The sequence below is a fragment of the Spirosoma humi genome, from assembly GCF_054776575.1.
This window is the reverse complement of the sequence record NZ_BAAHBR010000003.1, coordinates 290,482-313,734: the sequence shown is the minus strand read 5'-3', so window position 1 is coordinate 313,734 and position 23,253 is coordinate 290,482. Positions and strand designations below refer to the sequence as shown.

Genomic DNA, 23,253 nt, shown 5'->3' with positions numbered 1-23,253 from the left:
AGGCATGGATTGGGATCAGTCCAAGCAGCATTGGGCTGTGTTTACGCTTATACTTATCTCAATAGGTTCTTGAGAGCAGCTCTCATGGTGTTTTTCGACTAACGTTCAAGCGTCGGCAAGCGGTACCGATAAATTTCTCATCCAGTCATTCCAGGCCATCCAAATACAGCATCTTACTGAAAAGAGCGACGGGCATATACCCTATTTAAAAGGGAGCTGTAAAACTCACCGATGAACCAGATTATAGTTTCGGTATAAAAAAACCACGATTGAGAAGCAAATCGACTCAATTCAGTAGTCGATCGATTTAGAAGTCAGATCGTTGCGCTGAGCTTTGCCCTGTCAACTCAAACACCGATTCAATGGCAGTCAGGTATTTACTCCTGTTCTTTCTACTCTCCAAGGCGACGATAAACTGTGGTCAGACGCTAACGCCAGCCCAGTTACAGGCCGATTTTACCCGCTTCCAAACGGCCCTGAATGAGGCCCATCCGGCTCCGTACCGCTATTCTTCGAAAGCCCATTTCGACTCACTCTTGGCCGCCGTAGCTACCCAGTTGAACCATCCCATGACACACCATGAGTTTTACTTAACAATGACGCCTTTACTAGTGGCTCTGCGCGATGGCCACATCAAATGGCTGATGCCGGACCAGGATGAACATTACCCCTTTTTTACCAACAACCTGTTTCCTTTAAAACTGTATTTTCTAGACAAGAAGGCTTGGATTATAGATCACTACGGAGCCAACCCGGCACCAGCCGGGGCTGAAGTGCTAACCATCAATGATCAGTCCATTGAGACTATTATTGGCAAACTCCTACCTAACCTATCTTTCGCGGATGGATACACGATAGGTAGCAAATATGAAGACCTCAATCACTTCTTTTCTGGTTATTACGCTACCTATATTGGCGCACCTGCCGTCCATCAGATTACCTATAAGATTGGCGACTCTACACGGACCGTTCAGTTACCCGCTCAGCCATTGGCTGCGATCAGGGCCTACAACGACGCCCATAAACTAGATACACAACTACCTTACTACATCACCTTTGAGGACAATAACCACACGGCTACGGTAACTATTAAACGGTTCTGGACGGAAAAGAACGAGCAGAAATTTAAATTATTCTTAGCCGAAGCATTTCGTCAGATTGACCAAAAGCATATTCAGCATCTCATTCTGGACCTCCGTAACAACGAAGGAGGGGAAGAAAACTACGGTGTCTGGTTATATAAGTATCTGGCCCGGCAACCATTCCGTTACTACGACCACATCAGCGTTCGGCAAAAAAAAGCCTATTCATTTCCGGCTTGGACGCCTAAACTTTACCGAATGCTCCGCTGGCTCGTGGTCCGGAAGCGAGGGGATGGGTACGTTTTCACGAAGCAATCGGGTTTGAAAATGCACAAACCTCAACGCAATGCCTTCGCCGGAAAGTTGTATGTACTGATTAACGGCGGCAGTTTTTCCGTTACAACCGAATTGGCCGCCCGGATTCACGCCGATGGGCGCGGCACATTTATCGGGCAGGAAACAGGCGGGGCATTCGAGGGAAATAACAGCGGCATTTTTGCCATTACGCAACTGCCAAATTCGAAGATTGACCTGGGAATTCCCCTGTTTGGCTTCTACATGGCTGATTTACCCCACAAGATAGAAAAAGGGCAGGGCATTCGACCCGATTATCTGGTAACGCCGACAATTGATGATGTGCTCACCGGTAACGATCGGGCGATGCAATGCGTACAGCGTCTAATTCAACACGGTGACTCAGTTACGCCCCATAGAGCGTCTACGAATAATTGATTAACCAACTACAGCGAATGCCATGAAAACTATGCTTTCGACAGCAGTACTGTCGCTGGGGAGCGCTTTGACCTTTGCGCAGATTTCCCCTTCCCTATCCAACAGGGGTAGTGAACTACAAATCGGGTACAGCCGTCAGACGTTTAAGATGCGCGATCTTGGCGCTTCGCCCATGCTGTATGTGGCTAATCTAGACGGTGTTCACGTGAGCTATACCAGGCTGACACAGCAAAATCAGTGGCAAGCCCGTGTGCAGGTCGGCTTGGGCGACCTTATTCCCCCCGGCTTAGGGATTCGTTCGGTAAAGTTTGCTCAGGAACAAGCGCAGCCGCTCTGGTTAGTACCAACGTTGTACCGTGGCCAACTCGAACTGAATTACCGACGACGCATCGGGCATACGGGTAATCGCACGAGTTGGCTGGGTGTTGGCCTTCATGAACTCATTGGCTATGCGGACGGGTTGGCCCTCAATACCTGGGCATTCAACAGTGCCGCCCTGCGCTTGACTTATCAAAAGCGCTTGCTGATTGGCAAACGCCATACGCTAATCATCGATGCAGCTTTGCCCATGCTTGGGGCTCTTAGCCGGATGCCCTACAGCAACGTCGTTTCCGAACCCAATCGTACCGAGATCAGGTCTTTTTTCAGAGGTACCCGGTTGACGACGCTAAATCGATACATCAACCCGGAAGTGGAGGTAAATTACCATTTTGCTTTTAGCCGCCACGTAGGCTTCGGTATCGGCTACCGCTACAATTATCTCTACTATACTAATCCGCAGTTAATTCGAACGGCTGACCATAGTTTTCAAGCTTCCATAGTCTACAAATGTCAACCTCCTATTCAGTAAACGTATGAAAACTCGACTCACTAAACCGCTTGGCTTCAGTCTGCTTTTCGCCCTGCTGACGGCCTGCAACGACCTGACACTCGGTCCTGAACCAGTTAATACGCCCAACGCTAATTTTGACCGGCTCTGGCAGGAATTTGATCAATTGTATGGGCAATTTGACTCAAAAAATATTGATTGGAGCGCGCTTTATCAGAAATACTGTCCGCTAATTAAGCCGACCACAACGGACGATCAATTGTTTGATGTAATCGCGCAGATGCTAGGCGAATTAAACGACGGACACGTCTGGCTGCTCAAACCCAGTCCTAATTACCGCCGATACGACAGCGGCCCCACGTATACCGGCGAAGACTTTAGCGCCGAGGTCACAAGAAAGTATGTACAAAACAGTCAAATGCTTGGTACCGCAGAAGGTGTCAACCTAGTATATGGCAAACTGGCAGATAAGGTAGGTTACGTATACATCGTTAATCTCGGCGAGAGTCCCTCATTTTACGAAAAGGCCCTGGATGAAATCTTATCGGCCCTAGCCGATACGAAGGGGCTCATTGTGGACGTGCGCAATTGTGAGGGCGGGCTTGACCGATCAAGTCAATATGTAGCGAACCGGTTTGCGCAGCAGCGGAAATTGTTCATGACCACCCGTTTTCGTAGTGACCCTAAGCACAGCAATTTTACCGCCCCAATCGACTGGTACGTTGAACCTGCGGACCAGGTTCGCTACGCCAAACCTGTCGTTTTATTGACCAACCGATTGACCCAGAGCGCAGGCGAAACCTTTACGTTAGCAATGAACCAAAGTCCCACCGTCACTCAAATGGGCGATACCACCTACGGCATTTTCTCGGATAATCCTAAACGGGAATTACCCAATGGTTGGCTTTACGCGGTGCCATCGGGCGATTTTCGGGCGGCCAATGGGCAGCGTTATGAAGGTATAGGTATAGCGCCTAAGATTCGGGGCGTAAATACGAAAGAGGATCTAACCGCTGGCCACGATAAGGTACTCTAAACAGCAATGAGACAGTTTTAACGGCGACAAGTAACGGTAGCCTTGCTTGGGTTGTTTTGTCGACGTTTGGGATCGTCTCCAAGTTGAGCGGTGGACGATTAATTTGCACCTTTACTAGCTGATGGAAAACCTGAGAGACAAGTGGTTACGGATACTTGCCATTGTAGTAGTGACGGTGATAGCAAACTTTGTTTTCTATCAGTCCGACAGCGATGCACAGCGTATGGGTTGGTTAAACGGGCTACTCATTGGTCTTGTTGAATGGACGATCCTGCTGGAGATTAACCGACAAGGCATTCGGGTGGCGCGTTACTATTATCCCCGGCTGGCGCAGACCAAGCAACGGCTTGCCCTGGAATTGAGTTGGTTCGTCTGCGCCACCGTGTCTAAACAAATTGGCATTACCTACCTCTACGATATAACGCATTTTTGGGGTTATCCGCTGCCGGGCGGCACCTATTGGGTGACGACACTGGTGTCGTTTTTATTTACGTTACCCGTAGCTGCCATCTATGAAGGACGCTATCTATACCGACAATGGTGGGCTACCTACCATGAGGCCGAACGACTAAAGAAAGAACAGTTGCAAACGCAGTTGGATAGTTTGAAACAGCAGGTTAATCCGCATTTTCTGTTCAATAGCCTGAGCACACTCTCGTCGCTGGTTCAGGAGAACCCTAAGCAGGCCGAACGGTTTATTGAGGAACTGGCTTCCGTGTACCGCTACCTGCTGCAAACCAATGACCAGCCGTTAACAAGCTTAGCACAAGAACTGGAATTCATCCGGGCTTATTTTCACCTGTTACAAATGCGGTTCGGCAGCAGTATCACTTTAGACATTGACGTTGCCCAGCGGTATGCCGAGTGCCTGCTCCCCCCTCTTACGTTGCAATTGCTGGTCGAGAACGCCGTTAAGCATAACACGGCAATGCCTCACCGGCCACTGCAAATTCGTATTTACACCGACGATGCCATAAATCTGTTCGTGCTTAACAATCTGCAAAGAAAGGTCGTAACCATACCGTCCAACCAAACAGGGCTACAAAATATTGTTAGTAAATACCGACTACTGAAACAGGCCGACGTGGTTATTCGGCAAACGGAAACGACCTTCCAAGTCACAATTCCACTCATTGAAACGAAGCGCCATGACTATTTTACTGATTGAGGACGAAGAGGCAACCGCTCGCAAACTGCAACGGCTACTGGTCGAGGTAGAACCCTCGGCTAAGGTGGTAGGGCAATTAAGTAGCGTTGAGGAGTCGGTGGCGTGGTTGAAAGCTCAACCCACCCCCGACCTGATATTACTGGATATCGAGCTAGCGGATGGGCAAAGCTTCGAAATTTTCAATCAAGTGGTCGTAACTAGCCCGGTTATCTTTACGACGGCTTACGACGAGTACGCCATTCGGGCGTTCCGGGTCAATAGTATTGATTACCTACTCAAACCTATCAAGGAAGCAGACCTGCGTCGGGCGCTGGCTAAATTGCGGACGATGAAAGACGCGTTGTCAGATCAGTCGGATAGTCTGCAGACGGCGCTGGTTAATCTGTTGCATCAACTACCGCTAAGCCTTAATTCTGCGTCACTCCTGGAATCCCCAGTCAAAGATCCTTCAGTTCGGCACCCTCCAGCCGAAAGTCGGTCTGGCCGGGAGCGCTTTTTGGTAAAGCAGGGGCAGCGCTTGCTTTCTATTCCTATTCATGAGGTGGCTTATTTTTTCAGTCGTAATAAGATGACATTTATTCAATCGGCAGCCGGCCCTGAGTGGCTGATTGATTACACGATGGAGGAGGTCGAACAGTTGCTTGATCCGCACCGCTTCTTTCGAATCAACCGCCAGATTATTGTCGAACTACGCGCTATCAAGCAGGTCAATCTGTACTTCAATGGTAAGTTAAAAATTACGCTCCATCCAACCTTTTCCGACGATGTGCTGGTCAGTCGTGATAGAGCGGGCGGGTTTAGGCGCTGGCTAGGCGAATAGTATAGACGGATTAGCTAAGCCATCAAAGGTTTATAGATCACCAACTTCATACAGGTTTTCCACACTTATTAAGAGCCCATGACCACTTAGAAACGAGCTAATAATCTGATTCTAAAGATCAGATTCGATTAGCAGAAAGATAGATTTGGCTAACAGCGTTTGTTTCCCGGTCCTGACCTTTGCTTAGTAAAAAATTAAGCAAACCATGAGTGGTACCGACAAGACATTAGCGGGTAAACTAGTTCTGCTGACTGGTGGCTCTTCAGGAGTGGGAAAAGCCACGGCGTTAGGTATTGCCCAGAAAGGAGCCAAAATTGTCATCATTAGCCGTAGTGCTAAAAACGCAGAACAAGCGCTTCAGGAAATTGCTCAGAAAACCGGAAACGACCAGGGTGACTATCTCCTTGCAGACTTATCTTCACAAGTTTCCATACAGAAAGTAGCTCAGGAATTTAAGCAAAAGTATAACAACCTGCATGGGCTGGCTAATTTGGCAGGTGGTATTTTCTTTGATAAAAAACTGACCGAAGATGGAATTGAACGATCGTTTGCGGTGAATTACCTGAGCCATTTCCTATTGACACACCAGTTGATGGATATCCTCAAAGAGAGTGCTCCGGCAAGAGTAATCACGGTCGGGGGGAACCCCTCTTTTCTAAAAAATCCCTCTATCAACTTTGATGATACACAAAGCCTGAATCGCTTTAATGGGATGAAAGCCACTGCCCAGGCCATGTATGCCCGCATATTTTTTGCCTTTGAACTAGCCAGAAAATTACACGGAACCAATGTAACCTCCGTTGCTTTCAATCCGGGCGTGATCAAATCAAACCTTACAGCTCAGGCACCCTGGTATATGCAGCTTATCGGGGCTATGTATCAACCCTTTGCCAAGGAAATCTGTGAAGTCGGTGCCTATTTAGCCACCTCACCCCAGGTTGAACATACGACAGGTGTTTTCTTCAATGAGAAGATGCAGATCGTCCCTTTGCACGAACGATTTGACCCTTCTATCGGCGAGAAATTATGGGCTGTCAGTGAGTCGCTTATAAAAATATAAACCAAACAAATTCTTTTTACGCCTACCATGCAGCCTTATCGAATAAAAACCATCAGTGAGCATCATCGACTGATAGGCTATGCGAAACCGTTACATCCGTTACTGAGTGTGATCCAACTGGATTTGGTAGAACGACTTCCCGTTGAGGAGTCCACCAAACTAGTTTACGATTTTTATTGCATAAGCCTAAAAAAGAACATCGGTATACACTTCAGCTACGGGCAGCAGACCTATGATTTTAACGAGGGAACGATGTTTTTTATGGCGCCCGACCAAATTTTTGGCTTTCATGTTCATGAGGAGCCATTAATAAAGCCAGAAGGATGGGCCTTGCTAGTGCATCCCGATTTTTTTTGGGGCACCAGTCTGGCTAAGACGATTAAGCGGTATGAGTACTTTGAGTATGCTACGAATGAAGCCTTGCATCTTTCCCAGAAAGAAGCCTTTATTTTATCAAGCCTAATCAGCATCATCGAGCAGGAGTACCAATCGGCAATTGATACGTTTAGTAAGAGGATTATTATTACACAACTCGAATCGTTGTTCACCTACGCCGATCGATTTTATCAGCGACAATTCGTTACCCGGGAAATCGCTAACCACCATGTTCTAGGTCAATTAGAACGTCTGCTTTCCGCCTACTTTACTGACAAAAATCTGGTCGAGAAAGGTATTCCAAGTGTAGCGTATGTTTCAGACGCCCTGCACATGTCCCCCAATTACCTGAGTCGTTTGTTGACGACCCTTACGGGAAAGAGCACGAAGGACTTTATAAGCAATAAGTTAATCGAATTGGCTAAGATAAAGTTGTCGACCACAGATGTGTCTGTTAACGAAATCGCCTATGAATTAGGTTTCGTCTACCCCCAATCGTTTAGCAAGCTGTTTAAAGCCCGCACCAACCTGACGCCGTTAACTTTCAGGCAGTTGTTTAACTAATTGTACCTTTGACTATTGCCCGATTTAATAGCTGAACTTATCATATAGCCAGCCTTTACTTAGTCTCGCTAAGCGCTCTCTTTAGAGAGCACTTAGCCTTCACGCTTCGGCCGCAAAAAGGGGCGCTTCGTGGGGCACTATCTTTGGTCGCTACATTGAATTAGCCTGGGTCGATTTACTGAAACCTGCCAGCTCGTCATCACCCCTTCTATCTCACCAATTTTGAGCTTCCACATCTAACTTTATGGTGGAACATAAAGAATTTGACCTTATTTATGAAAAGAGGAATGGTAATTTTTATTGTCACTATCGTCACCGTTGTTGCCGCTCACCATCTGATGGTCTTAGCACATGAGTGGTCCCATAGTCTGGTTGGCTGGCTGTTGGGTTATAAAGCGCAACCACTCGATATTATTTATGGCGATTGGACTCTGTTTCACGCCGAAGAAGACATTAACTACGAACCCATCTTTCGATCCTTCCCCTGGAAAGCCTCTTTAATTGCCGTTGCCGCTTTGGCAACGAATGTCTTATTGTACTTGCTGTCACAAGCAGGATTACATAAATCAGCTACCCAATCAAGACCATTTTTAACCCAAGCCTTCTTCTGGTTTGCCGTGTTTAATCTAGCCGAACTCTACAGTTATATGCCCTTACGAGCCTTTTCGGCTACCGGAGACGTTGGCCATTTTGAAACGGGTTTGGGTATCCCAGCTGGGGTTGGCTTCGTTTTGGGCACACCCTGGATTGCCTGGCAACTGATCGTATTGCTGACCAAAAGTTTGCCTATTACTTATAACTCTTTAGAACTCAGACGTACGGGCTTAAAGATTGCGTACAGTTTCCTAACGGCTTCCATTGTATTTGGTTTATACGGGAGTGCCCCGATCTTCTATTACAGCTTAGTAGCCCCTCAAGCCAGGTGGTCGCTCTTTTCAGCCCTAGTTTGGATCGTTGTACTATTCCTATTAACCCGTGGTCTACTCAAAAAGCGATCAACTGCACTTAGTTAACCACTACACGGGTCCGTAGCACAACTATATAGCATAGCCAGAGGCAACATCTAAGAGCCACTCACCCTGCTAATCTGTTGAATTTGGGTCTGTAATGGCTCGGCTAATGACTAGCAGCCCAGCAATTTTCATTTTAATTATGTGTAGTGAATACATTGCCCCGTTCTTCACCATGCTACGGTTAGCTACCACCAGTAGATAAACCACCGACAATCAGGCCGTTAGAAGGAGAGCTAATTGACTAGCTGCCTGTTTGGCCTAGCTTTACCAGCTCTACCCGCCGGTTCTTGGCCCTGTTTGCCTCGGAATCATTAGGGGCCAACGGCTTTTGCGCCCCGTAGCCAACAGCCGTCAACCGGGATGCATCGATCCCCGACGCTGTTAATTCACGGAGTACCGTTTTGGCTCGCTCTTCAGACAATGTTTTATTGTGGGCAGCATTGCCCGTATCATCTGTGTAGCCTTCTATACGCAGCTTTAGGCTTTTGTCGCCGGTCAGTACTGCCCCGATTTCCTTTACCGCATCCCGGCCGTCCGCCTTCAGCGTTGCCTGATCGACATCAAAATTGATGTAAAGGATCGCTTTCCCAGTTTGAGTCAACTGGCGCTGTATCTGATCCGCTTTGAGCAACGTAACCGTTTGTTTGAAGGCTTCCTTCTGGAGAATATTGAGCTTGCCCGAAGCGTTATTTCCACTCAGCTGAATATAGACGTCACTGCCATCAGCTCGGCGAATGAGGTACACCTTTATGTTTTCTTCCGTGTAGCCGATCGACCCATCTTCGCCTAAATAGGATGCCTGATCGTGATAGCGGTCATATTCCTGACTGGTGATTTGCCCATCAAACACCTTGACGCCCCCCACACTCTTGATGGCTTCGTCGTAGCTTTTCTCAAAATAGGGCAGTGACCACTCATCGGTGTTGCCTGACTGTGTCACAATGTAACTCTTCCAGACTTTCCCCTCCAGGGGGGTCATCACCCCATCCAGTGGAAAGTAAAGCTTGTCAAACATGCGTTGGACGGGTTTGTTTTGTTCGGCCAGGCCTTTTGGCAGACTAAAGAAAGGAAACGCACCCAGCTCATGGGTAGAGACGGGAATCGTGCTACTATCAAATTTTTTTGACGGTTGGTCATTGGTGGGCACCCTCTGCTGAGCTGTCTCATTTTGTGCCGTCGTATCGGCTTCTTTCTGGTTCTTATTGCCTGCATTGTGGCAGGACGCGCTCAACATCAATAGGCCAAGAGAAGATAAGGTGAGCAATGACTTAATGGATCGAATCATACGTGATTGCATAGTTGAGGTATAGAGAAATGGAACATTAATGAGTCTGTTGTCAGCATCCTGTTGACTATTCTGACAGCCCCAGCGCATAGAGGCCACAATGTTTGCTTTTCTGAGCCTAAGTTGCAAGCATAAATGGATCTTTGGTGGATAAGTAAAGTTATTCTGCTGATAACAGGTACAGGCGGCCATCCGTACAGCATACCTATTTATAGTGATCACAGAGATCGGTAAGCGACCTGCGGCTAAGCTGCCCATTGTGCAGGGCGCGCGACTAGCGCAACTAGGCTGTCTGTTTAATTCATATAAATCTTAGCGGAGTATATCTATCCGTTCAGGCTGTAACCTTTCGTCAAAACAGGAGTTGCCACTCGAAATCTCTATCACTTTTAGGCGAGTAGCGGGCGTTAGGAGATTTACCACCGTGCCAAACAGTTGCTCATCAGTAACAGCCAAACCAACTAATTATGAGTCATTTTTTTGTCAAACTTCTTGTCGTCAGCCTCCTCTTGGGAACACATTCTCTAAACGCACAGATGGCGTATGAAGTCCAGGATCACTATACTAAAACCGAGACGTATATTACCATGCGCGATGGTGTCAAATTGTTTACGGCTATCTATACCCCTAAACAAGCCACGGCGACCCACCCCTATCCCATCCTGTTGCAACGCACCTGCTATGGCATTGCCCCTTACGGTAAAGACAGTTATCCCAACCGCGTAGGCCCATCAATGACGATGATGCAGGAAGGCTATATCATGGTTTATCAGGACGTACGGGGCCGCTACAAAAGTGAAGGGCAGTTTACCAACCTGACACCCATAACGATTCACAAAAGTAATACGGACGTAGACGAAAGCTCCGATACCTTTGACACGATTGATTGGTTGGTTAAGCACGTACCGAACAATAATGGCAATGTGGGTCAGTGGGGGATCTCCTACCCAGGGTTTTACGCAGCCGCCGGTCTGCTGAGTAACCATCCCGCCCTGAAAGCATCCAGCCCGCAGGCACCCGTTTCGGACTTCTTTTTTGATGACTTTCACCATAATGGCGCCTTTTTGCAGAGTTATTTTTTATTATTTCCCTGGTTTGGCGTCCCAAAAAAAGACACGACCACTTTTGCCTGGTACGATAGCCAATCGATCAATACAGCCAAAGTGGTTCGAGATGGCTATCAACTTTACCTGGATCAAGGCCCGCTGACGTTTGCTGACACCTTCTACAAAGACAACGTCTTTTGGCAGGAAACGGTGAACCACCCTAATTATGACAACTTCTGGCGAAAAAGGGGGTTACTTCAGCACTATCAGCCCAATCTAAAAACGGCCGTTATGACCGTTGGGGGCTGGTTTGACGCCGAAGACCTGTCGGGGCCACTGAATCTCTACAAGACGATCGAGAAGAAGAGCCCTGGCACCTACAATACGATTGTCATGGGACCGTTTGGTCACGGGGGATGGGCTCATGAGACCGGCCATACGTTGCACAGTAATCTCTATTTTGGCGACAGCCTGGCGACCTTCTATATGAATGAGATCGAAGCCAAATTCTTTCGTCATTTTTTAAAGGGCATCGGCGACAGCACGGGTTTACCGGAAGCGTATATGTTTGATACGGGCCTGAAAAAATGGAATCAGTTTGATCAATGGCCCGCAGCTCGTATTCATAAGCAAAAGCTTTACTTAAATGCAGCGGGAACACTGGATCGGCAGCCTCCTAAAAAAACTAAGTCCCTATCCTACCCTAGTGATCCGATGAAGCCCGTTCCCCACACCGAGGATTTGACATCAACCATGAACTTTACGCCTTACAATTACATGAGCGAAGACCAGCGCTTTGCAGGCCGCCGGCCCGACGTGCTGACGTTTCAAACCGGTGCTTTGTCTGAAGATGTGACCCTAGGGGGTGAACTTAAAGCGTATCTTAACGTAGCTAGTACGGGTACGGATGCTGATTTCTTTGTAAAACTGATCGATGTGTATCCTTTGGACGAACCCAATCATGCCTACATGCCCAACAAAAACGTCACTTTGAGTAATTACTGGCAGATGGTTCGTTCGGAAATGATGCCCGCCCGGTTTCGCAACAGCTTTGAAAAGCCTCAGCCACTCCGAGTTGGCCAGAAAACGGCCGTCCATTTTCAGTTGCAGGATGTGCTCCACACCTTTAAAAAAGGGCATCGGATCATGATCCAGGTTCAAAGTACGGCCTTCCCCTTATTTGCGCGCAACCCCCAGACATTCGTGCATAACCCGTATAAGGCGAAGTCCTCCGATTATGTGAAGGCCACACAAACTGTGTTCAACGACAGTTTTATTGAGGTGGATTTGCTACAGGGGGCTATTACTGAAAATGCCCAGCAATCTGTCTGGAATTTTGAGGACTACCGACCAAGAGTGATTGGCATGGCTCCATTCGAAAACGGGACTCAATCTGTTAGCACGAGCGCTTCGGTGGTTACCCTTCGCTTCTCCCAAAAGATGGATACGCGATATTATAGTTTTGGCAAAGGCTCTTTGGGCATAGAAAGCATGCCGAAGGTGAAAAGGTTACTAGGCTTTTCGGAGGATGCTAAGTCGTTCTCCTTTGAACTCGAGGTGAAGCCGAATCAGCGTTGCCAGTTAGTGATCGGTTCAAGTTTTCGCAATGAGAATGGCGATCGACTCAAGCCTTACCTGATTGATTTTAAGACTAAGGAATAGAAGTTATTAGCCAGTACAGCAGTTCTGAACAGCGCTATGGCCATTTATACTTTTCGAGAGGTGCCGGTTTTCCAGACAATTTCGGTTTAGACCAGGCGTAATCCGGGTCGACATGGATTAGGTAGCTTATTAAGCCGCTATGGACGCTTACTGAAAATAAATCGTGCTAACGATACGCGCAGTTCGTGACCTTAATGAGTCGCTGAACCCTTCAACGCTCCACCCGGGGTAGTTGCCAGTCCTGCTTGATGGACAGCAAGCGAAACAGCGTGATGAAGCCCGCCGACACTACCACATTTAGGGTAGCCTCCAGGCCTTGATGCTGATTGACTTGATACAGCAACGCACCTCCTAAACAGGGCGTCACGTAAAGTTGACGGCCGAAAATAAGGGGTAATTCATTGACAAACGTGTCTCGAATCACCCCTCCAAACAAGGCCGTCATGATACCTAGCAGAATTGAAGCCCACGTATTGACCCCCGCCAGCAGTGCCTTCTGCATGCCTAGAATCGTGAACAAACCCAGACCGATCGTATCGAAGAGTACCAAAGGGCGTCGCAAGGCACCATGCCACCACCGGCGGCCAACCACGGCCACCAGAACGCCCAGCAGAATCACCAGCAGATAAGCTGGATCGCGGATCCAGACCAGGGGATAGGCGCCCATGAGCACGTCCCGCAGGGTGCCACCGCCCAGAGCGGTCAGAAATCCCACGAAAAACAGGGCGACCACATCATGGTACATTTTCTTAGTCAAGGCCGATAGCGCGCCTGAAACGGCGAACACCCCTGTACCCATTAGATCGATAAAATACCAAATAGTCAATGCTATAAATGATTCGTCAGCCGCCGTCCAGGGGCCTGGTAGCGTAAATGAATGAGTAAATTTACAGCGGATCGCGGCAAATTCCTCCTTGATCGTAGGTTGCGAACGGTAGTTGATCAAAAGGGAGAGTTGAGTGTATAGACGCAACTACCCCGGGAAGGGCCCAATCGAGGAGAAAACAGCTAGCTTAGCACCAAGTATCTGCTGTACTCAGGGTCTCACTAATCCCCAGTTTATCTTTTCAAGATTTTTATTGGTAGCTTCAGATGCGTCAGACTCTATGATAGGATATAAGCCAATTGAACGAAGTGATTAGAGCTAAGAGCGTTTCCTGAGGCATTGATCTCAATTTCTGTCAAACGTCATTCGTATCATACGAATCATGTTGTTTAACCAAAAATAACATCAAAATAGGGCTTCGTGTAATAGTCTACCTGCCGACACCATAACCACCAGATAAGGCCCCAGGACTGATTCGCACGAGGGCGATTCAATCGGTCGGTGATCTGATCAATGACCCATTCCTTATCGTAACCTTGCCAAACGCCGGCTACACGCCATAAATTGTTGAGCAGCACGGGGGCCACTTCGTGGTAATTGATTCGTTTAATCTCAGCTTGCGAGTAATCACTTTGGACAAATACACGCCGGATATAAGCCAAATCAGAAGCTTGCAATTCATTGTCTGCGTAGAGGTCCGATAGGGCTAACCAGACGAGCCGACGACGTTCACTGGTGAAATCCTCCATAAAGATGTTTACTGAAATACTCGTCATAAATATGCGTCATTACTGGGGGTTTTCGCCCATACGTTGAGTCCCAACGAAGCAAGGTTCAAGGTTTAGAACACGCTTCCCAGTTATAATCTACCAAGGGTGCTGTCGTAAGGACCAGTAACCAACTTAACGATACTGGGGCGAGTCTACGTTAACGTTCTTAAATGATGTTCCATGTGTAGGATGTAATCGTCAAGTAACCAGGCCAACGTTTGAGTGGGGGCGTCATCTGCGCCAACTCGAATGGGTTGGTTGCGAACCGGAATGGACATGGCCTTAGCCACATAGACAATCTGGCGATTGAGGCTACTCCATAACCCCAGTAAATGGTCTAACGGAAGGGTTTGATACGTATTAGCAATCACGAATTGATCTTGGTTATAGCCTTGCACCTGGTACAGCCCTTCAGCAAATTGAGCTTCGGTAAACCGCTTCAGGTTGTGCAGTGCGGAATCAATCAAATGGCCTAAAACCTGTTTTCGCGACCACTTTCCAGGCAGATGTTGCGTTAATTGCTCTTCAGAGAAGGCCTGCAACTGCCGGGGGACTTGGTCAATATAGTGCTCAAGTTTGTCGAGGGCATTCATAAGTGATTAGACAAGATAGCTATCTGGCGGACACCGGCACAATATAAGCTATTTGGGTCAAGTTCTTTTGGGAGTAACACTGAAAGCCCCTCCCCCATAAGCTGGCCCAGGTTTACTGAACTGTTGAGTTAACCCAAAGTACGAATACGACCTATCGTGGGCTGCAACGGAAATACTGGCTATGGCAGTTCGTCAACGTCTTTCTGACCTTTCAGTAAAACGCTCCTCCATGTGAGCAACCTTACTTATGACTAGTCGGGAATTTTCCCCCTTTGTTTGGTTATGCCCACCAATATAATTTATCAATTGGGCAAATAATATTGTAACTATTCGGTACTTTTCGCAAGGCAATAAGTTACTTCCTCTCCTATTTACTGCATGAAACGAGTACTCTACTCCACTGCTGACACTGTCACGTATTTATCTGGCCAGGGCAATTATACATATTGTCACTTGCTGACCGACAAGAAGTTACCCCTCACACGAATCCTCTCGAACTGTCTGGACCAGTATTCGGACTTTATTCGCATTCGCCGAACCTATTCTATTGATTCGGATTTTCTGGATGATATCCGCCGACTAGACGCGGCTGCCGACGAGGTGCCCCTGGCGGGCCGTTGGCTCCTCGTTGGCCGGCGACGGTTACGTCTGGTTTTCAGGCATGTGAACCAGCTATCGGTTCTATTTAATGAGTAGTCAGGCCCACGTACTCATATACTTCCTTCGATTCCTCTGCTCTTCGGAACGTTGGTGTTTGGTGAAATTATGGCTTAGAAACCGGCTTTCCCTTCTTTTTCCTATCATGCGATGAATCCAATCCGGGCCAATATTGGCCTTCTTTCTACGATTGCCAGCGACACGGGTCAGGACTATACGGATGCGTATATGGTATGGCAGTTAGTTCGTCAGTATGACGATGCGTACAGAATTGTGGATACGGTACTTTGGTTAGCCAAACGCCAGGAAATTCATGTTCTCGACGCGCTGGAACTTTATAAAGGAATCGAAGAACTCCTGGGGTAAGTCGCTTCCTGTAGGCTATTGATCTATGGGCCACGAGCTACACCAGAAAGCGTAGACCAACCCATACGAAAAGCGATAAAAAAACCCGGTCTACGGTATCGTAGCCGGGTTCAAACCATCAATGGGTTAAGTCAGCTGTAAAAGCTGTACTTAAGACGCACAAACCATCATATGGTAACGTTCGGGTATACCATCAATTCGGCGGATGGACCGTACCCAAGGTTCCACTGCGTTTTATTCTTTTTTCTGCCGGTAGAGTGCGATTTGAATGCCAACGGCCACCGCCGTCAGGACTCCCTGCGTCACGAATGAGATCAGGTGAAATTTCGCCAGCGCAAACGCGCCAACAACCAGAACGGCCGTAAAAATGGCCAGCACGACGGGGCGTCGATAAAAAGGAGGTTTTGTATCCATTACACGTGCATTACAGAGATGCTTCAGTACGTAAAGGTATGACCTTTAAGCAACCGAACAGGAAAATGCCTTTCATGAGGAAGAATGCGAAAAGGGAATCCAATTTGCTCCACCTATCGTATATACTTCTTTTCCGCGCTCCACACCACAGGTCGCCCCAATAGTTGAGGGCGGCTTTTTTTTGAAAGCCAGTCAAACTGTATGAGTTTATTTAGTCTTCGGTAAAGCCATGCATAGAAGGCAAAAATCGTTCATGAGTGCGGCTGTAACTCCCAACGTTTATAGAAGCGGTTGATTTCGCGCACCGACGACAGTCGGATTTTAGGTAAAGTAAGCGCCTGAAACATCCGCTCATACCGAATTCTATTTTTCGGAGTTCCGGCAATAATGTGATGAATCATGATCCACTTGAGGCTATCCTGACTCCCTTCCAGTCCTCCATATCGGCTCAACTCAAAGAGGGTTCTGTTGACGTATCGCCATAAACTCGTTAAGGTGGAAACATCCAGTAGAATCAGCCCGGTAGCGCGCTCAAAACGCGGGCCCATGCAAATGGAGTAATTGCCCTCTATCACCCATTGATCGCCAGCAATGGCGGCATTGTGTAAGGCGATAAATTCGTCGGATGGACGCACCTGCCAATCTGTATTTGGCAAATGATGGAGTTGGTCGAGATGAATGACGTCCAAACTACATTTTCGACCGATGGCATTGGCAAGGGTAGATTTGCCGCTGTTCGATGGCCCTAAAATGCAGATGCGTTTTCCAAGATCGGAGAGTGAGATCATGAATCAACTTTTATCGAGAATAGAATAGACAGGCATCAACGCTGGCAAACACATTTGTAATCAACAAGTCGGGCAAAGTGGCGGGCTTGGCTAAAACATCGCTACACTTCTTTGCTTAACTGCACGTCGATCTGTCGTAGAATGTGGGTAAAATCAGCTGAGTTTTTCGCAAAGTCGATGCCATCTACGTCGACAATAAGCAACGGTCCTAACTGGTAAGAAGCGACAAATTCTTCGTATAACTGATTCAGGTTATTCAGGTAATCGTCACTGATGGCTTGCTCATACGACCGGCCCCGCTTCTGAATTTGCTGACGGAGTTTCGGCAGACTGGCCCGGAGGTAAATCATCAGATCGGGGGGACGGATAAGGCTCGTCATGTTGGCGAACAACGCCTGATAGGTTGTAAAGTCACGTGCCAGCATATCCCCGCTCTGGTACAAATTACGGGCAAAAATGGCGGCATCTTCGTAGATCGTCCGGTCCTGCACGACCGTATGCGGCTGCTCCTGTCTGGTTTGATTTGCCTGATGAATGTCGATGATTCGTTTTACCTGCGCAAATCGACTGTTCAGAAAATACACCTGCAGGTTGAAGGCCCAGCGCGGCATATCACTATAAAAATCAGCCAGATAGGGATTCCCCTCAACCGCTTCGTATAAAACTTCCCAACCATAATGGGCGGCCAACTGCTCGGCCAGGGTTGTTTTACCGGCCCCAATATTTCCTGTAATGGCAATATGCATACGAACGAAGAAAGAAAACGACCGGACAAAAGGGATTTCTCTCTTCCGATCGGCAACGAATGAACTTTCGCAAATTGGGTTTAATTTTGTAATAGAAAACGATTGAGTCTCCTTTTTTCATTTTTGCTGCTCCGGCAGCCCGGTCTTTTGCCTGTACTGTACCTATGAAACCATACCGCGTCCTGCTCTATTATATTTATTCGCCCATCGAAAACCCAGAGCACTATCGGGAAGAGCATCATCTGCTGTGCCTCAACTTGAATCTGCTTGGGCGCGTGATTGTAGCACCCGAAGGACTAAACGGTACGGTGTCTGGCCTGACCGCCGACTGCGAAGCGTACATGGACACGCTCCGGGCCGATCCGCGCTTTGCCGGTATTGCCTTCAAGATCGACGAAAGTGACGGGCATACGTTTCAAAAACTGCACGTTCGGGTAAAAGCCGAAATCGTTCACTCCGACCTGCCCGTTGATCCGCTTCGGCAAACGGGGATTCATCTGGAACCGGACGAATTCCGGCAGCTTAAAAACGATCCTGATGTCGTGCTGGTCGATATGCGGTCGAATTATGAGCATGAAGTCGGTAAATTCAAGGGGGCCATCACCTTCGACATGGAAAACCTGCGCGAACTTCCCGACCACATTCACGAACTCGATCACCTGAGAGACAAGAAAATTATCACCTATTGTACAGGCGGCATCAAATGCGAAAAAGCGTCGGCTTACCTACTGGCTCAGGGTTTTGAGAACGTCTATCAGTTGCATGGCGGCATCATCCGGTATGGTCTGGAAACGGGTGGCGAAGATTTCGACGGGGAGTGTTATGTGTTCGACAACCGTGTAACCGTGCCCGTCAATCACATAAACCCCGTAACGGTATCGGTATGCTACCGCTGCGGCACACCCACCAGCCGAATGATCAACTGCGCCAGTCCAGTCTGCAACAACCACGTAACCCTCTGCGAAAACTGCGGTGCGGAGCATGGCGGTACCTGCACCGATGCCTGTAAAGAAGACCCAAATCTTCGCGCCTACGACGGAACCGGTTACTATGGCAAACAGACCCAAAGTTACTCGCCCGTTCAGGGCTACAAAAGCCGCCAGGGTCAGCGCGTGGGGGTAAGTCTGGGCGGAGTGTAGTGGTCGATGATAGACCCGTCAACCGTGCCATTTGCCCTTTACATTGTCCAGGTACTTCTGGCCCGAGCCGGTGTTGAGCAGCACAACGTGCTCGTTGGGCTGTAGCCAGCCCTGGTGCAGTAGTTTTTTTGTGGCCGCCCAGATGGCTCCGCCTTCGGGAGCCGCAAAAATGCCCTCGTAACGGCACAGGTCACGAACGCCCTCCAGCATGGCCTCTTCGGAAACGGCAATGGCGGTCCCACCCGACTCACGAAGCACATGCAGCATGAGCGGTTCGCCAATGGGCCTGGGTACGGCCAAGCCGTTGGCAAGGGTCGGTTTGCCGATGTATTGTTTGCTGTTGGCCTGTTTGCCGAAGTACGTATCCACAACGGGGGCGCAGTTTTCGGCCTGTACGGCTACCATGCGCGGGAGCCGCTGCTCCTTTGGCAGCCAGCCCAGCGCTTTCATTTCGTGAAACGCTTTCCAGATACCAATCAACCCCGTTCCGCCACCCGTTGGGTACATGATTACATCCGGTAAGGTCCAGTTCAATTGCTCAGCAATTTCGTAACCCATTGTTTTCTTGCCCTCCAGCCGGTACGGTTCTTTCAGGGTCGACACGTCGAAGTAGCGTCCATCTTGATTTAGTTCGTGCACTTTGGCCGCACAGTCGTTGATGAGACCATCGATCTGGATCAGGTTGGCGTTGTAGCCGATACACTCTTCTTTGAAGGCATCGGGCGTATGGCGCGGCATGACTACTACGGCTTCGAGTCCGGCGCGGGCACAGTAGGCCGCCATGGCCACCCCGGCATTCCCGGCTGTCGGGATAATACAGGCCTGCTCCCCATTTTCTTTTGCTTTCGAGATGGCCATGCACAAGCCCCGTGCTTTAAACGATCCGGTCGGATTGAGTCCTTCGTCTTTCAGGCTTAGGTGGCTGAACCCAACCGTATCGGCCAGGCGACCAAGAGCCAGCAAGGGCGTGAAGCCCTCCCCTAACGTTACCTGATTGCCGGACTGGATTACAGGCAGTAGTTCTTCATAGCGCCAGAGCGATTTGGTACGCGTCTGCAGATCGGCTTTCTGCGGCCCCTCCGTATTAAGTTCATACGCAGCCAGGAGCGGGGCCTGACAGCAGCTGGATAAGGTTTGGCGAACGAATGCATTGTGCGTCGATCCACACTGCGAACAGCGCAAATCGGTGAATAGCGATGAAGTGGAGGTACTGATCATGGTTGTAAAATTTCCCGAAAAGTCCCGGTTAACAACGCACGAAGCAAATACCGTTTTGGTATGAGTTATTCCCTGCCGGAATAATGGTGTTTCAAAAACTGAATGAATGTATTGACCAATCGATTGCCTTCGGTTCCTTTCCGCTGGATGAAATAGAACGTTCGCTGAAGCACGAAATCCTGAATAGGAAGCACGACCAGTTCGCCCAGTGCCAGTTCCTTGCTAATCGCACGCTTCGGCAGGAAAGCCAGACAGGTATCCGCCAGCGCGAAGTTTTTGAGTGCTTCCGTCCCGCCCAGGCGAATCAAAACGCGCAAAGACGACAGGGATATGCCTTTGTTGCTCAGTTCGTTCTCAATGATGGCCAGCGTGCCCGACCCATTTTCCCGCAGGGCCATCGGAATAGTGGGCAAATCGGCAACGGTAAGGGTTCGCCCCCGCAACGGACTTCTGGCCGAGCAGACAGCCAGCACATCGTCGGTCATAAAGGGCGTGTAGGTTACGGTGTTTATCCGCGTCAGCCCTTCCACAATACCGACATCGATTTCGTGGGCCAGCAACGCGTTCTGGATGGTGTCGGAATTGCGGTTAAGCACATCGACCTGAATGTGTTCGTGTTGCCGAAGATAAGCAGACAGCGCCGATGGCAGGACGTATAGACTGATGGTTGTACTGGCCCCGATGGCCAGCTTTGTCAAGGGCAGAAACGTCTCGTTGATCTGTTGAAGCTCCTGGTGCAGCTCCTCCTGTAACTGGCCCGCTTCCAGCAACTTAGTGTATAAGGCCTGCCCGGCTTTAGTCAGGCTGATGTGGTTTCCGTGTCGCTCGAACAGGCCGGTTTTGTAAAAATACTCCAGGGCCTTTATGTGCTTACTAATCGCCGACTGGCTCAGAAACAAGGTTTGGCTGGCTTTGGTAAAGCTTAATAAACGAGCCACTTCCATAAAGACCAGGTGGCGGGATGAAAGCATAAGCGGGATATCGTTTCGGTTGCGTCACAACGTCAAAGATACCCCATTTGTGCTGCCAGAACTACCCGCTGGTTCTTCGCGAGGAAAGCTTACGCCCAGTTATCTAAACCCAGCAACTTCCGGCCCAGCGATGAGAGTTCAGCGGTTTGCTCACGCTCCTTTTCCCAATTGCGGGGGTCGCCGGGAAAGGCGTACCCTTCGGGAGCCTGCCGCTCGCGCCAGGACATAATACGCCACTGCCGCAGGGCTTCATTGTCCTCCTCGGCGGGCATCATGGAAATATACTGGGCAATACGCACCTTATCCGTCGACAAATTGGGACGTATGCCGTGGGGTTGCGTGCTGTTAAAAATCAGGAGGTCGCCCGCTTCCATTTTTACTTTCACAAACGCAAATCCGGTGGTGTCGGGTTTAAAGTGGTCGCGGTCGGCGGGTTGGGTTAGTTTCCAGGTGTCGTACGTGCGGTAGAGTTCGGGCAGGCATTGGAAACCGCCCATATTCTCGTCGGTCTGATCGGCCAGCGCCAGTACCCCCTGCACGTTTTGTGGGCGGGTTTCGGGATCGTAGTCCCAGTGAATAAACCCCTTGAACTCATGCCCCGGCCGAACGGGTACATTCAGGTTGGCGCGGTCGATGGTCACCCATAGTTTTTCGGTACCCCAGATATCGACAAAGGCATCGTACACGCGTGGATATTGCCGATTGTCCCACTCGTACTGGTGGTTATACAGTTCGACCATGCCGCTATTGGTGAGTTCCTTCATCTTCATTTCGGCACGGGGCGGGGCATACCAGGTAGTGGGGTCGTTGGGGTCTTTCTCCTCAAATTCCCAGATAAATCGGGCCAGTCGGTCAGCATTTTCCTTGGGCACCGCCTGTTTGATAACGATATACCCATTTTCTTTCCAGAACGCCCAGTCTTCTTCGGATAATACGCGCAGAGGCTCCCCATTGGGACGATCATTGAGCTTGAGTTTGCTGGTCGTGGCTGTCGACGGATTTCCGGGAATGTCTTTGTGTGCATTAGCAGGAATTCCTGCCGGAGCCATTGCGGCAGGCGTACCTGTAGGCTGCATCGTTTCCATGTTAATAGGATGTTAAGGTGTTTTTGTTGAATCAAAATTAGTCTATCCAGGAAGAGACATGTTAAGACGATACTGGCCAGTTTTTGCACTATATTGCTCTTTGGTCTGTCTCTGCCCGTCGTTTATGTCATTTAGCAGCAAAATTGTCTGATTTATGAAGATCACTCTTGAGCAAATCAGCCCCGATACCGATAGTTCGTTTCACATGTTGCTCACTCCCCATCTGAGTGATGTTTTTTTGTGGCACTACCACCCTGAATACGAAATCGTTTACATCGAGGGCGCCAATGGCACTCGGCATGTTGGAGATCATATTTCGCGTTACGAGGGGAGCGATCTGGTCTTTATTGGCCCCAACATCCCACACCTCAACTTCGATTACGGGGTTAAAACCGATCACAGCAAGGTAGTTGTGCAGCTGAAGGAAAACTTTCTGGGCGAGGTGTTGTGGCAGGCTCCCGAGTTTGCGGCCATTACAAACTTATTCGAACGCGCCCGGTCGGGCATTTCCTTTTATGGACACACGAAACAAATCGTTGGCGAACGCCTGAATCAACTGGCCAGCCTCCCTCCTTTTGAACGGTTACTGCTCCTCCTGACGATTTTTCAGCTCCTGGCGACCAGCACCGAATGCACCCCTTTGCAGGGAGAAGCCGTTGCGAGCGCTTATAATCTAAAAGAGCAGCAGCGACTCAAACGGGTAAATCAGTTTATTGCCGAACACTATACCCGCCATCTGGCCATACCCGAAGTGGCCGCCATAGCTAACTTAACGGAGGCTGCTTTCTGCCGGTATTTCAAACGGATGACCCGCCTTACGTTTACGCAGTTTTTGAATCAATACCGGATCAATCAGGCCCAGAAACTGTTACTGTTGAATAACACGGTTTCGGAGGCTTGCTTCGCGTGCGGCTTCGACAGCCTGTCGTACTTCAACAAGATTTTCCGGCGGGTCACGGGTGAGAATCCGCTCCAGTTCAAAAAACGGCATCAGCCTTAACGGCCCTG

At 49.0% G+C, this 23,253-nt stretch carries 23 protein-coding genes; 13 read left to right on the top strand and 10 right to left on the bottom strand.

Annotation, left to right across the window (positions count from 1 at the left end; translation table 11 throughout):
• Nucleotides 1-362: 362 nt before the first annotated feature.
• The 8 genes from ACYU8Y_RS04925 (at nt 363) to ACYU8Y_RS04890 (ending at nt 8,679) form a co-directional block, all read left to right on the top strand.
• Nucleotides 363-1,814: a S41 family peptidase gene (locus tag ACYU8Y_RS04925; RefSeq protein WP_460934787.1), complete on the top strand. Its 1,452-nt coding sequence runs from the start codon at nt 363-365 to the stop codon at nt 1,812-1,814.
• 22 nt (nt 1,815-1,836) lie between these two features.
• Nucleotides 1,837-2,664 (top strand): hypothetical protein, encoded by an 828-nt coding sequence (locus ACYU8Y_RS04920; protein WP_460934785.1) that lies wholly within the window; start codon nt 1,837-1,839, stop codon nt 2,662-2,664.
• 4 nt (nt 2,665-2,668) lie between these two features.
• The gene (locus ACYU8Y_RS04915; RefSeq protein ID WP_460934783.1) at nt 2,669-3,679 is read left to right on the top strand and encodes a S41 family peptidase; all 1,011 of its coding nucleotides are present in this window, start codon (nt 2,669-2,671) and stop codon (nt 3,677-3,679) included.
• Between the two features lie 121 nt (nt 3,680-3,800).
• Complete coding sequence (locus ACYU8Y_RS04910) at nt 3,801-4,847, top strand: sensor histidine kinase (RefSeq protein ID WP_460934781.1); 1,047 nt, start codon at nt 3,801-3,803, stop codon at nt 4,845-4,847.
• Nucleotides 4,828-5,667 (top strand): LytR/AlgR family response regulator transcription factor, encoded by an 840-nt coding sequence (locus ACYU8Y_RS04905; RefSeq protein ID WP_460934779.1) that lies wholly within the window; start codon nt 4,828-4,830, stop codon nt 5,665-5,667. The genes ACYU8Y_RS04910 and ACYU8Y_RS04905 overlap by 20 nt, the downstream gene beginning before the upstream one ends.
• A 205-nt stretch (nt 5,668-5,872) precedes the next feature.
• Complete coding sequence (locus ACYU8Y_RS04900; protein WP_460934777.1) at nt 5,873-6,727, top strand: SDR family NAD(P)-dependent oxidoreductase; 855 nt, start codon at nt 5,873-5,875, stop codon at nt 6,725-6,727.
• Between the two features lie 27 nt (nt 6,728-6,754).
• On the top strand, nt 6,755-7,666 hold the full coding sequence (locus tag ACYU8Y_RS04895; protein ID WP_460934775.1) for a helix-turn-helix domain-containing protein: 912 nt from the start codon (nt 6,755-6,757) through the stop codon (nt 7,664-7,666).
• Nucleotides 7,667-7,941: 275 nt separating this feature from the next.
• Nucleotides 7,942-8,679 carry a hypothetical protein gene (locus ACYU8Y_RS04890; protein WP_460934773.1) on the top strand — a complete coding sequence of 246 codons (738 nt, stop codon included), beginning with the start codon at nt 7,942-7,944 and terminating at the stop codon, nt 8,677-8,679.
• A 241-nt stretch (nt 8,680-8,920) separates the two neighbouring features.
• Here ACYU8Y_RS04890 and ACYU8Y_RS04885 read toward each other — a convergent pair whose 3' ends face one another.
• Nucleotides 8,921-9,964: an OmpA family protein gene (locus ACYU8Y_RS04885; protein ID WP_460934771.1), complete on the bottom strand. Its 1,044-nt coding sequence runs from the start codon at nt 9,962-9,964 to the stop codon at nt 8,921-8,923.
• A gap of 536 nt (nt 9,965-10,500) precedes the next feature.
• Here ACYU8Y_RS04885 and ACYU8Y_RS04880 point away from each other — a divergent pair.
• The gene (locus ACYU8Y_RS04880) at nt 10,501-12,672 is read left to right on the top strand and encodes a CocE/NonD family hydrolase (protein WP_460934769.1); all 2,172 of its coding nucleotides are present in this window, start codon (nt 10,501-10,503) and stop codon (nt 12,670-12,672) included.
• Nucleotides 12,673-12,883: 211 nt separating this feature from the next.
• On the opposite strand, the gene ACYU8Y_RS04875 is transcribed toward ACYU8Y_RS04880, so the two are convergent.
• The 3 genes from ACYU8Y_RS04875 to ACYU8Y_RS04865 form a co-directional block, all read right to left on the bottom strand.
• Complete coding sequence (locus ACYU8Y_RS04875; protein WP_460934768.1) at nt 12,884-13,618, bottom strand: trimeric intracellular cation channel family protein; 735 nt, start codon at nt 13,616-13,618, stop codon at nt 12,884-12,886.
• A gap of 269 nt (nt 13,619-13,887) precedes the next feature.
• Nucleotides 13,888-14,274 (bottom strand): DUF7079 family protein, encoded by a 387-nt coding sequence (locus ACYU8Y_RS04870; RefSeq protein WP_460934766.1) that lies wholly within the window; start codon nt 14,272-14,274, stop codon nt 13,888-13,890.
• A 146-nt stretch (nt 14,275-14,420) separates the two neighbouring features.
• The gene (locus tag ACYU8Y_RS04865) at nt 14,421-14,861 is read right to left on the bottom strand and encodes a DinB family protein (protein WP_460934764.1); all 441 of its coding nucleotides are present in this window, start codon (nt 14,859-14,861) and stop codon (nt 14,421-14,423) included.
• 378 nt (nt 14,862-15,239) lie between these two features.
• Between ACYU8Y_RS04865 and ACYU8Y_RS04860 the strand changes: the two genes are divergently transcribed.
• Both ACYU8Y_RS04860 and ACYU8Y_RS04855 read left to right on the top strand, forming a co-directional pair.
• A complete protein-coding gene (locus ACYU8Y_RS04860; protein WP_460934762.1) occupies nt 15,240-15,557 on the top strand; it encodes a hypothetical protein in 318 nt (105 codons plus the stop codon).
• Between the two features lie 111 nt (nt 15,558-15,668).
• A complete protein-coding gene (locus ACYU8Y_RS04855; RefSeq protein WP_460934760.1) occupies nt 15,669-15,884 on the top strand; it encodes a hypothetical protein in 216 nt (71 codons plus the stop codon).
• Between the two features lie 234 nt (nt 15,885-16,118).
• Here ACYU8Y_RS04855 and ACYU8Y_RS04850 read toward each other — a convergent pair whose 3' ends face one another.
• The 3 genes from ACYU8Y_RS04850 to ACYU8Y_RS04840 form a co-directional block, all read right to left on the bottom strand.
• Nucleotides 16,119-16,298 (bottom strand): hypothetical protein, encoded by a 180-nt coding sequence (locus ACYU8Y_RS04850; protein ID WP_460934758.1) that lies wholly within the window; start codon nt 16,296-16,298, stop codon nt 16,119-16,121.
• Nucleotides 16,299-16,549: 251 nt separating this feature from the next.
• Nucleotides 16,550-17,086 (bottom strand): P-loop NTPase family protein, encoded by a 537-nt coding sequence (locus ACYU8Y_RS04845; protein ID WP_460934756.1) that lies wholly within the window; start codon nt 17,084-17,086, stop codon nt 16,550-16,552.
• Between the two features lie 101 nt (nt 17,087-17,187).
• On the bottom strand, nt 17,188-17,832 hold the full coding sequence (locus tag ACYU8Y_RS04840; RefSeq protein ID WP_460934754.1) for a deoxynucleoside kinase: 645 nt from the start codon (nt 17,830-17,832) through the stop codon (nt 17,188-17,190).
• A 164-nt stretch (nt 17,833-17,996) separates the two neighbouring features.
• On the opposite strand from ACYU8Y_RS04840, the gene trhO reads away from it, so the two are divergent.
• On the top strand, nt 17,997-18,971 hold the full coding sequence (trhO, locus tag ACYU8Y_RS04835; RefSeq protein WP_460934752.1) for an oxygen-dependent tRNA uridine(34) hydroxylase TrhO: 975 nt from the start codon (nt 17,997-17,999) through the stop codon (nt 18,969-18,971).
• An 18-nt stretch (nt 18,972-18,989) separates the two neighbouring features.
• Here the strand turns inward: trhO and ACYU8Y_RS04830 are convergent, their stop codons facing one another.
• The 3 genes from ACYU8Y_RS04830 to ACYU8Y_RS04820 form a co-directional block, all read right to left on the bottom strand.
• Nucleotides 18,990-20,189: a threonine synthase gene (locus tag ACYU8Y_RS04830; protein WP_460934750.1), complete on the bottom strand. Its 1,200-nt coding sequence runs from the start codon at nt 20,187-20,189 to the stop codon at nt 18,990-18,992.
• 65 nt (nt 20,190-20,254) lie between these two features.
• Entirely contained in the window at nt 20,255-21,160 is a 906-nt protein-coding gene (locus ACYU8Y_RS04825) for a LysR substrate-binding domain-containing protein (protein ID WP_460934749.1), read from the bottom strand.
• An 89-nt stretch (nt 21,161-21,249) separates the two neighbouring features.
• Complete coding sequence (locus tag ACYU8Y_RS04820) at nt 21,250-22,236, bottom strand: phytanoyl-CoA dioxygenase family protein (protein WP_460935195.1); 987 nt, start codon at nt 22,234-22,236, stop codon at nt 21,250-21,252.
• Nucleotides 22,237-22,399: 163 nt separating this feature from the next.
• Here ACYU8Y_RS04820 and ACYU8Y_RS04815 point away from each other — a divergent pair, with 163 nt between their 5' ends.
• Nucleotides 22,400-23,245 (top strand): AraC family transcriptional regulator, encoded by an 846-nt coding sequence (locus tag ACYU8Y_RS04815; protein ID WP_460934747.1) that lies wholly within the window; start codon nt 22,400-22,402, stop codon nt 23,243-23,245.
• The last annotated feature ends 8 nt before the right edge of the window (nt 23,246-23,253 follow it).

What these genes read in the sequence shown, in the direction of transcription:
- ACYU8Y_RS04915 (WP_460934783.1), top strand. Translation starts at nt 2,669, where the DNA reads ATGAAAACTCGACTCACTAAACCGCTTGGCTTCAGTCTGCTTTTCGCC.
- ACYU8Y_RS04865 (WP_460934764.1), bottom strand. Translation starts at nt 14,861, where the DNA reads ATGAATGCCCTCGACAAACTTGAGCACTATATTGACCAAGTCCCCCGG.
- ACYU8Y_RS04925 (WP_460934787.1), top strand. Translation starts at nt 363, where the DNA reads ATGGCAGTCAGGTATTTACTCCTGTTCTTTCTACTCTCCAAGGCGACG.
- ACYU8Y_RS04820 (WP_460935195.1), bottom strand. Translation starts at nt 22,236, where the DNA reads ATGCAGCCTACAGGTACGCCTGCCGCAATGGCTCCGGCAGGAATTCCT.
- ACYU8Y_RS04825 (WP_460934749.1), bottom strand. Translation starts at nt 21,160, where the DNA reads ATGCTTTCATCCCGCCACCTGGTCTTTATGGAAGTGGCTCGTTTATTA.
- ACYU8Y_RS04815 (WP_460934747.1), top strand. Translation starts at nt 22,400, where the DNA reads ATGAAGATCACTCTTGAGCAAATCAGCCCCGATACCGATAGTTCGTTT.
- ACYU8Y_RS04860 (WP_460934762.1), top strand. Translation starts at nt 15,240, where the DNA reads ATGAAACGAGTACTCTACTCCACTGCTGACACTGTCACGTATTTATCT.
- ACYU8Y_RS04920 (WP_460934785.1), top strand. Translation starts at nt 1,837, where the DNA reads ATGAAAACTATGCTTTCGACAGCAGTACTGTCGCTGGGGAGCGCTTTG.
- ACYU8Y_RS04895 (WP_460934775.1), top strand. Translation starts at nt 6,755, where the DNA reads ATGCAGCCTTATCGAATAAAAACCATCAGTGAGCATCATCGACTGATA.
- ACYU8Y_RS04900 (WP_460934777.1), top strand. Translation starts at nt 5,873, where the DNA reads ATGAGTGGTACCGACAAGACATTAGCGGGTAAACTAGTTCTGCTGACT.
- ACYU8Y_RS04845 (WP_460934756.1), bottom strand. Translation starts at nt 17,086, where the DNA reads ATGATCTCACTCTCCGATCTTGGAAAACGCATCTGCATTTTAGGGCCA.
- ACYU8Y_RS04910 (WP_460934781.1), top strand. Translation starts at nt 3,801, where the DNA reads ATGGAAAACCTGAGAGACAAGTGGTTACGGATACTTGCCATTGTAGTA.
- ACYU8Y_RS04885 (WP_460934771.1), bottom strand. Translation starts at nt 9,964, where the DNA reads ATGATTCGATCCATTAAGTCATTGCTCACCTTATCTTCTCTTGGCCTA.
- ACYU8Y_RS04905 (WP_460934779.1), top strand. Translation starts at nt 4,828, where the DNA reads ATGACTATTTTACTGATTGAGGACGAAGAGGCAACCGCTCGCAAACTG.
- ACYU8Y_RS04880 (WP_460934769.1), top strand. Translation starts at nt 10,501, where the DNA reads ATGGCGTATGAAGTCCAGGATCACTATACTAAAACCGAGACGTATATT.
- ACYU8Y_RS04855 (WP_460934760.1), top strand. Translation starts at nt 15,669, where the DNA reads ATGAATCCAATCCGGGCCAATATTGGCCTTCTTTCTACGATTGCCAGC.
- ACYU8Y_RS04840 (WP_460934754.1), bottom strand. Translation starts at nt 17,832, where the DNA reads ATGCATATTGCCATTACAGGAAATATTGGGGCCGGTAAAACAACCCTG.
- ACYU8Y_RS04890 (WP_460934773.1), top strand. Translation starts at nt 7,942, where the DNA reads ATGAAAAGAGGAATGGTAATTTTTATTGTCACTATCGTCACCGTTGTT.
- ACYU8Y_RS04830 (WP_460934750.1), bottom strand. Translation starts at nt 20,189, where the DNA reads ATGATCAGTACCTCCACTTCATCGCTATTCACCGATTTGCGCTGTTCG.
- trhO (WP_460934752.1), top strand. Translation starts at nt 17,997, where the DNA reads ATGAAACCATACCGCGTCCTGCTCTATTATATTTATTCGCCCATCGAA.
- ACYU8Y_RS04870 (WP_460934766.1), bottom strand. Translation starts at nt 14,274, where the DNA reads ATGACGAGTATTTCAGTAAACATCTTTATGGAGGATTTCACCAGTGAA.
- ACYU8Y_RS04850 (WP_460934758.1), bottom strand. Translation starts at nt 16,298, where the DNA reads ATGGATACAAAACCTCCTTTTTATCGACGCCCCGTCGTGCTGGCCATT.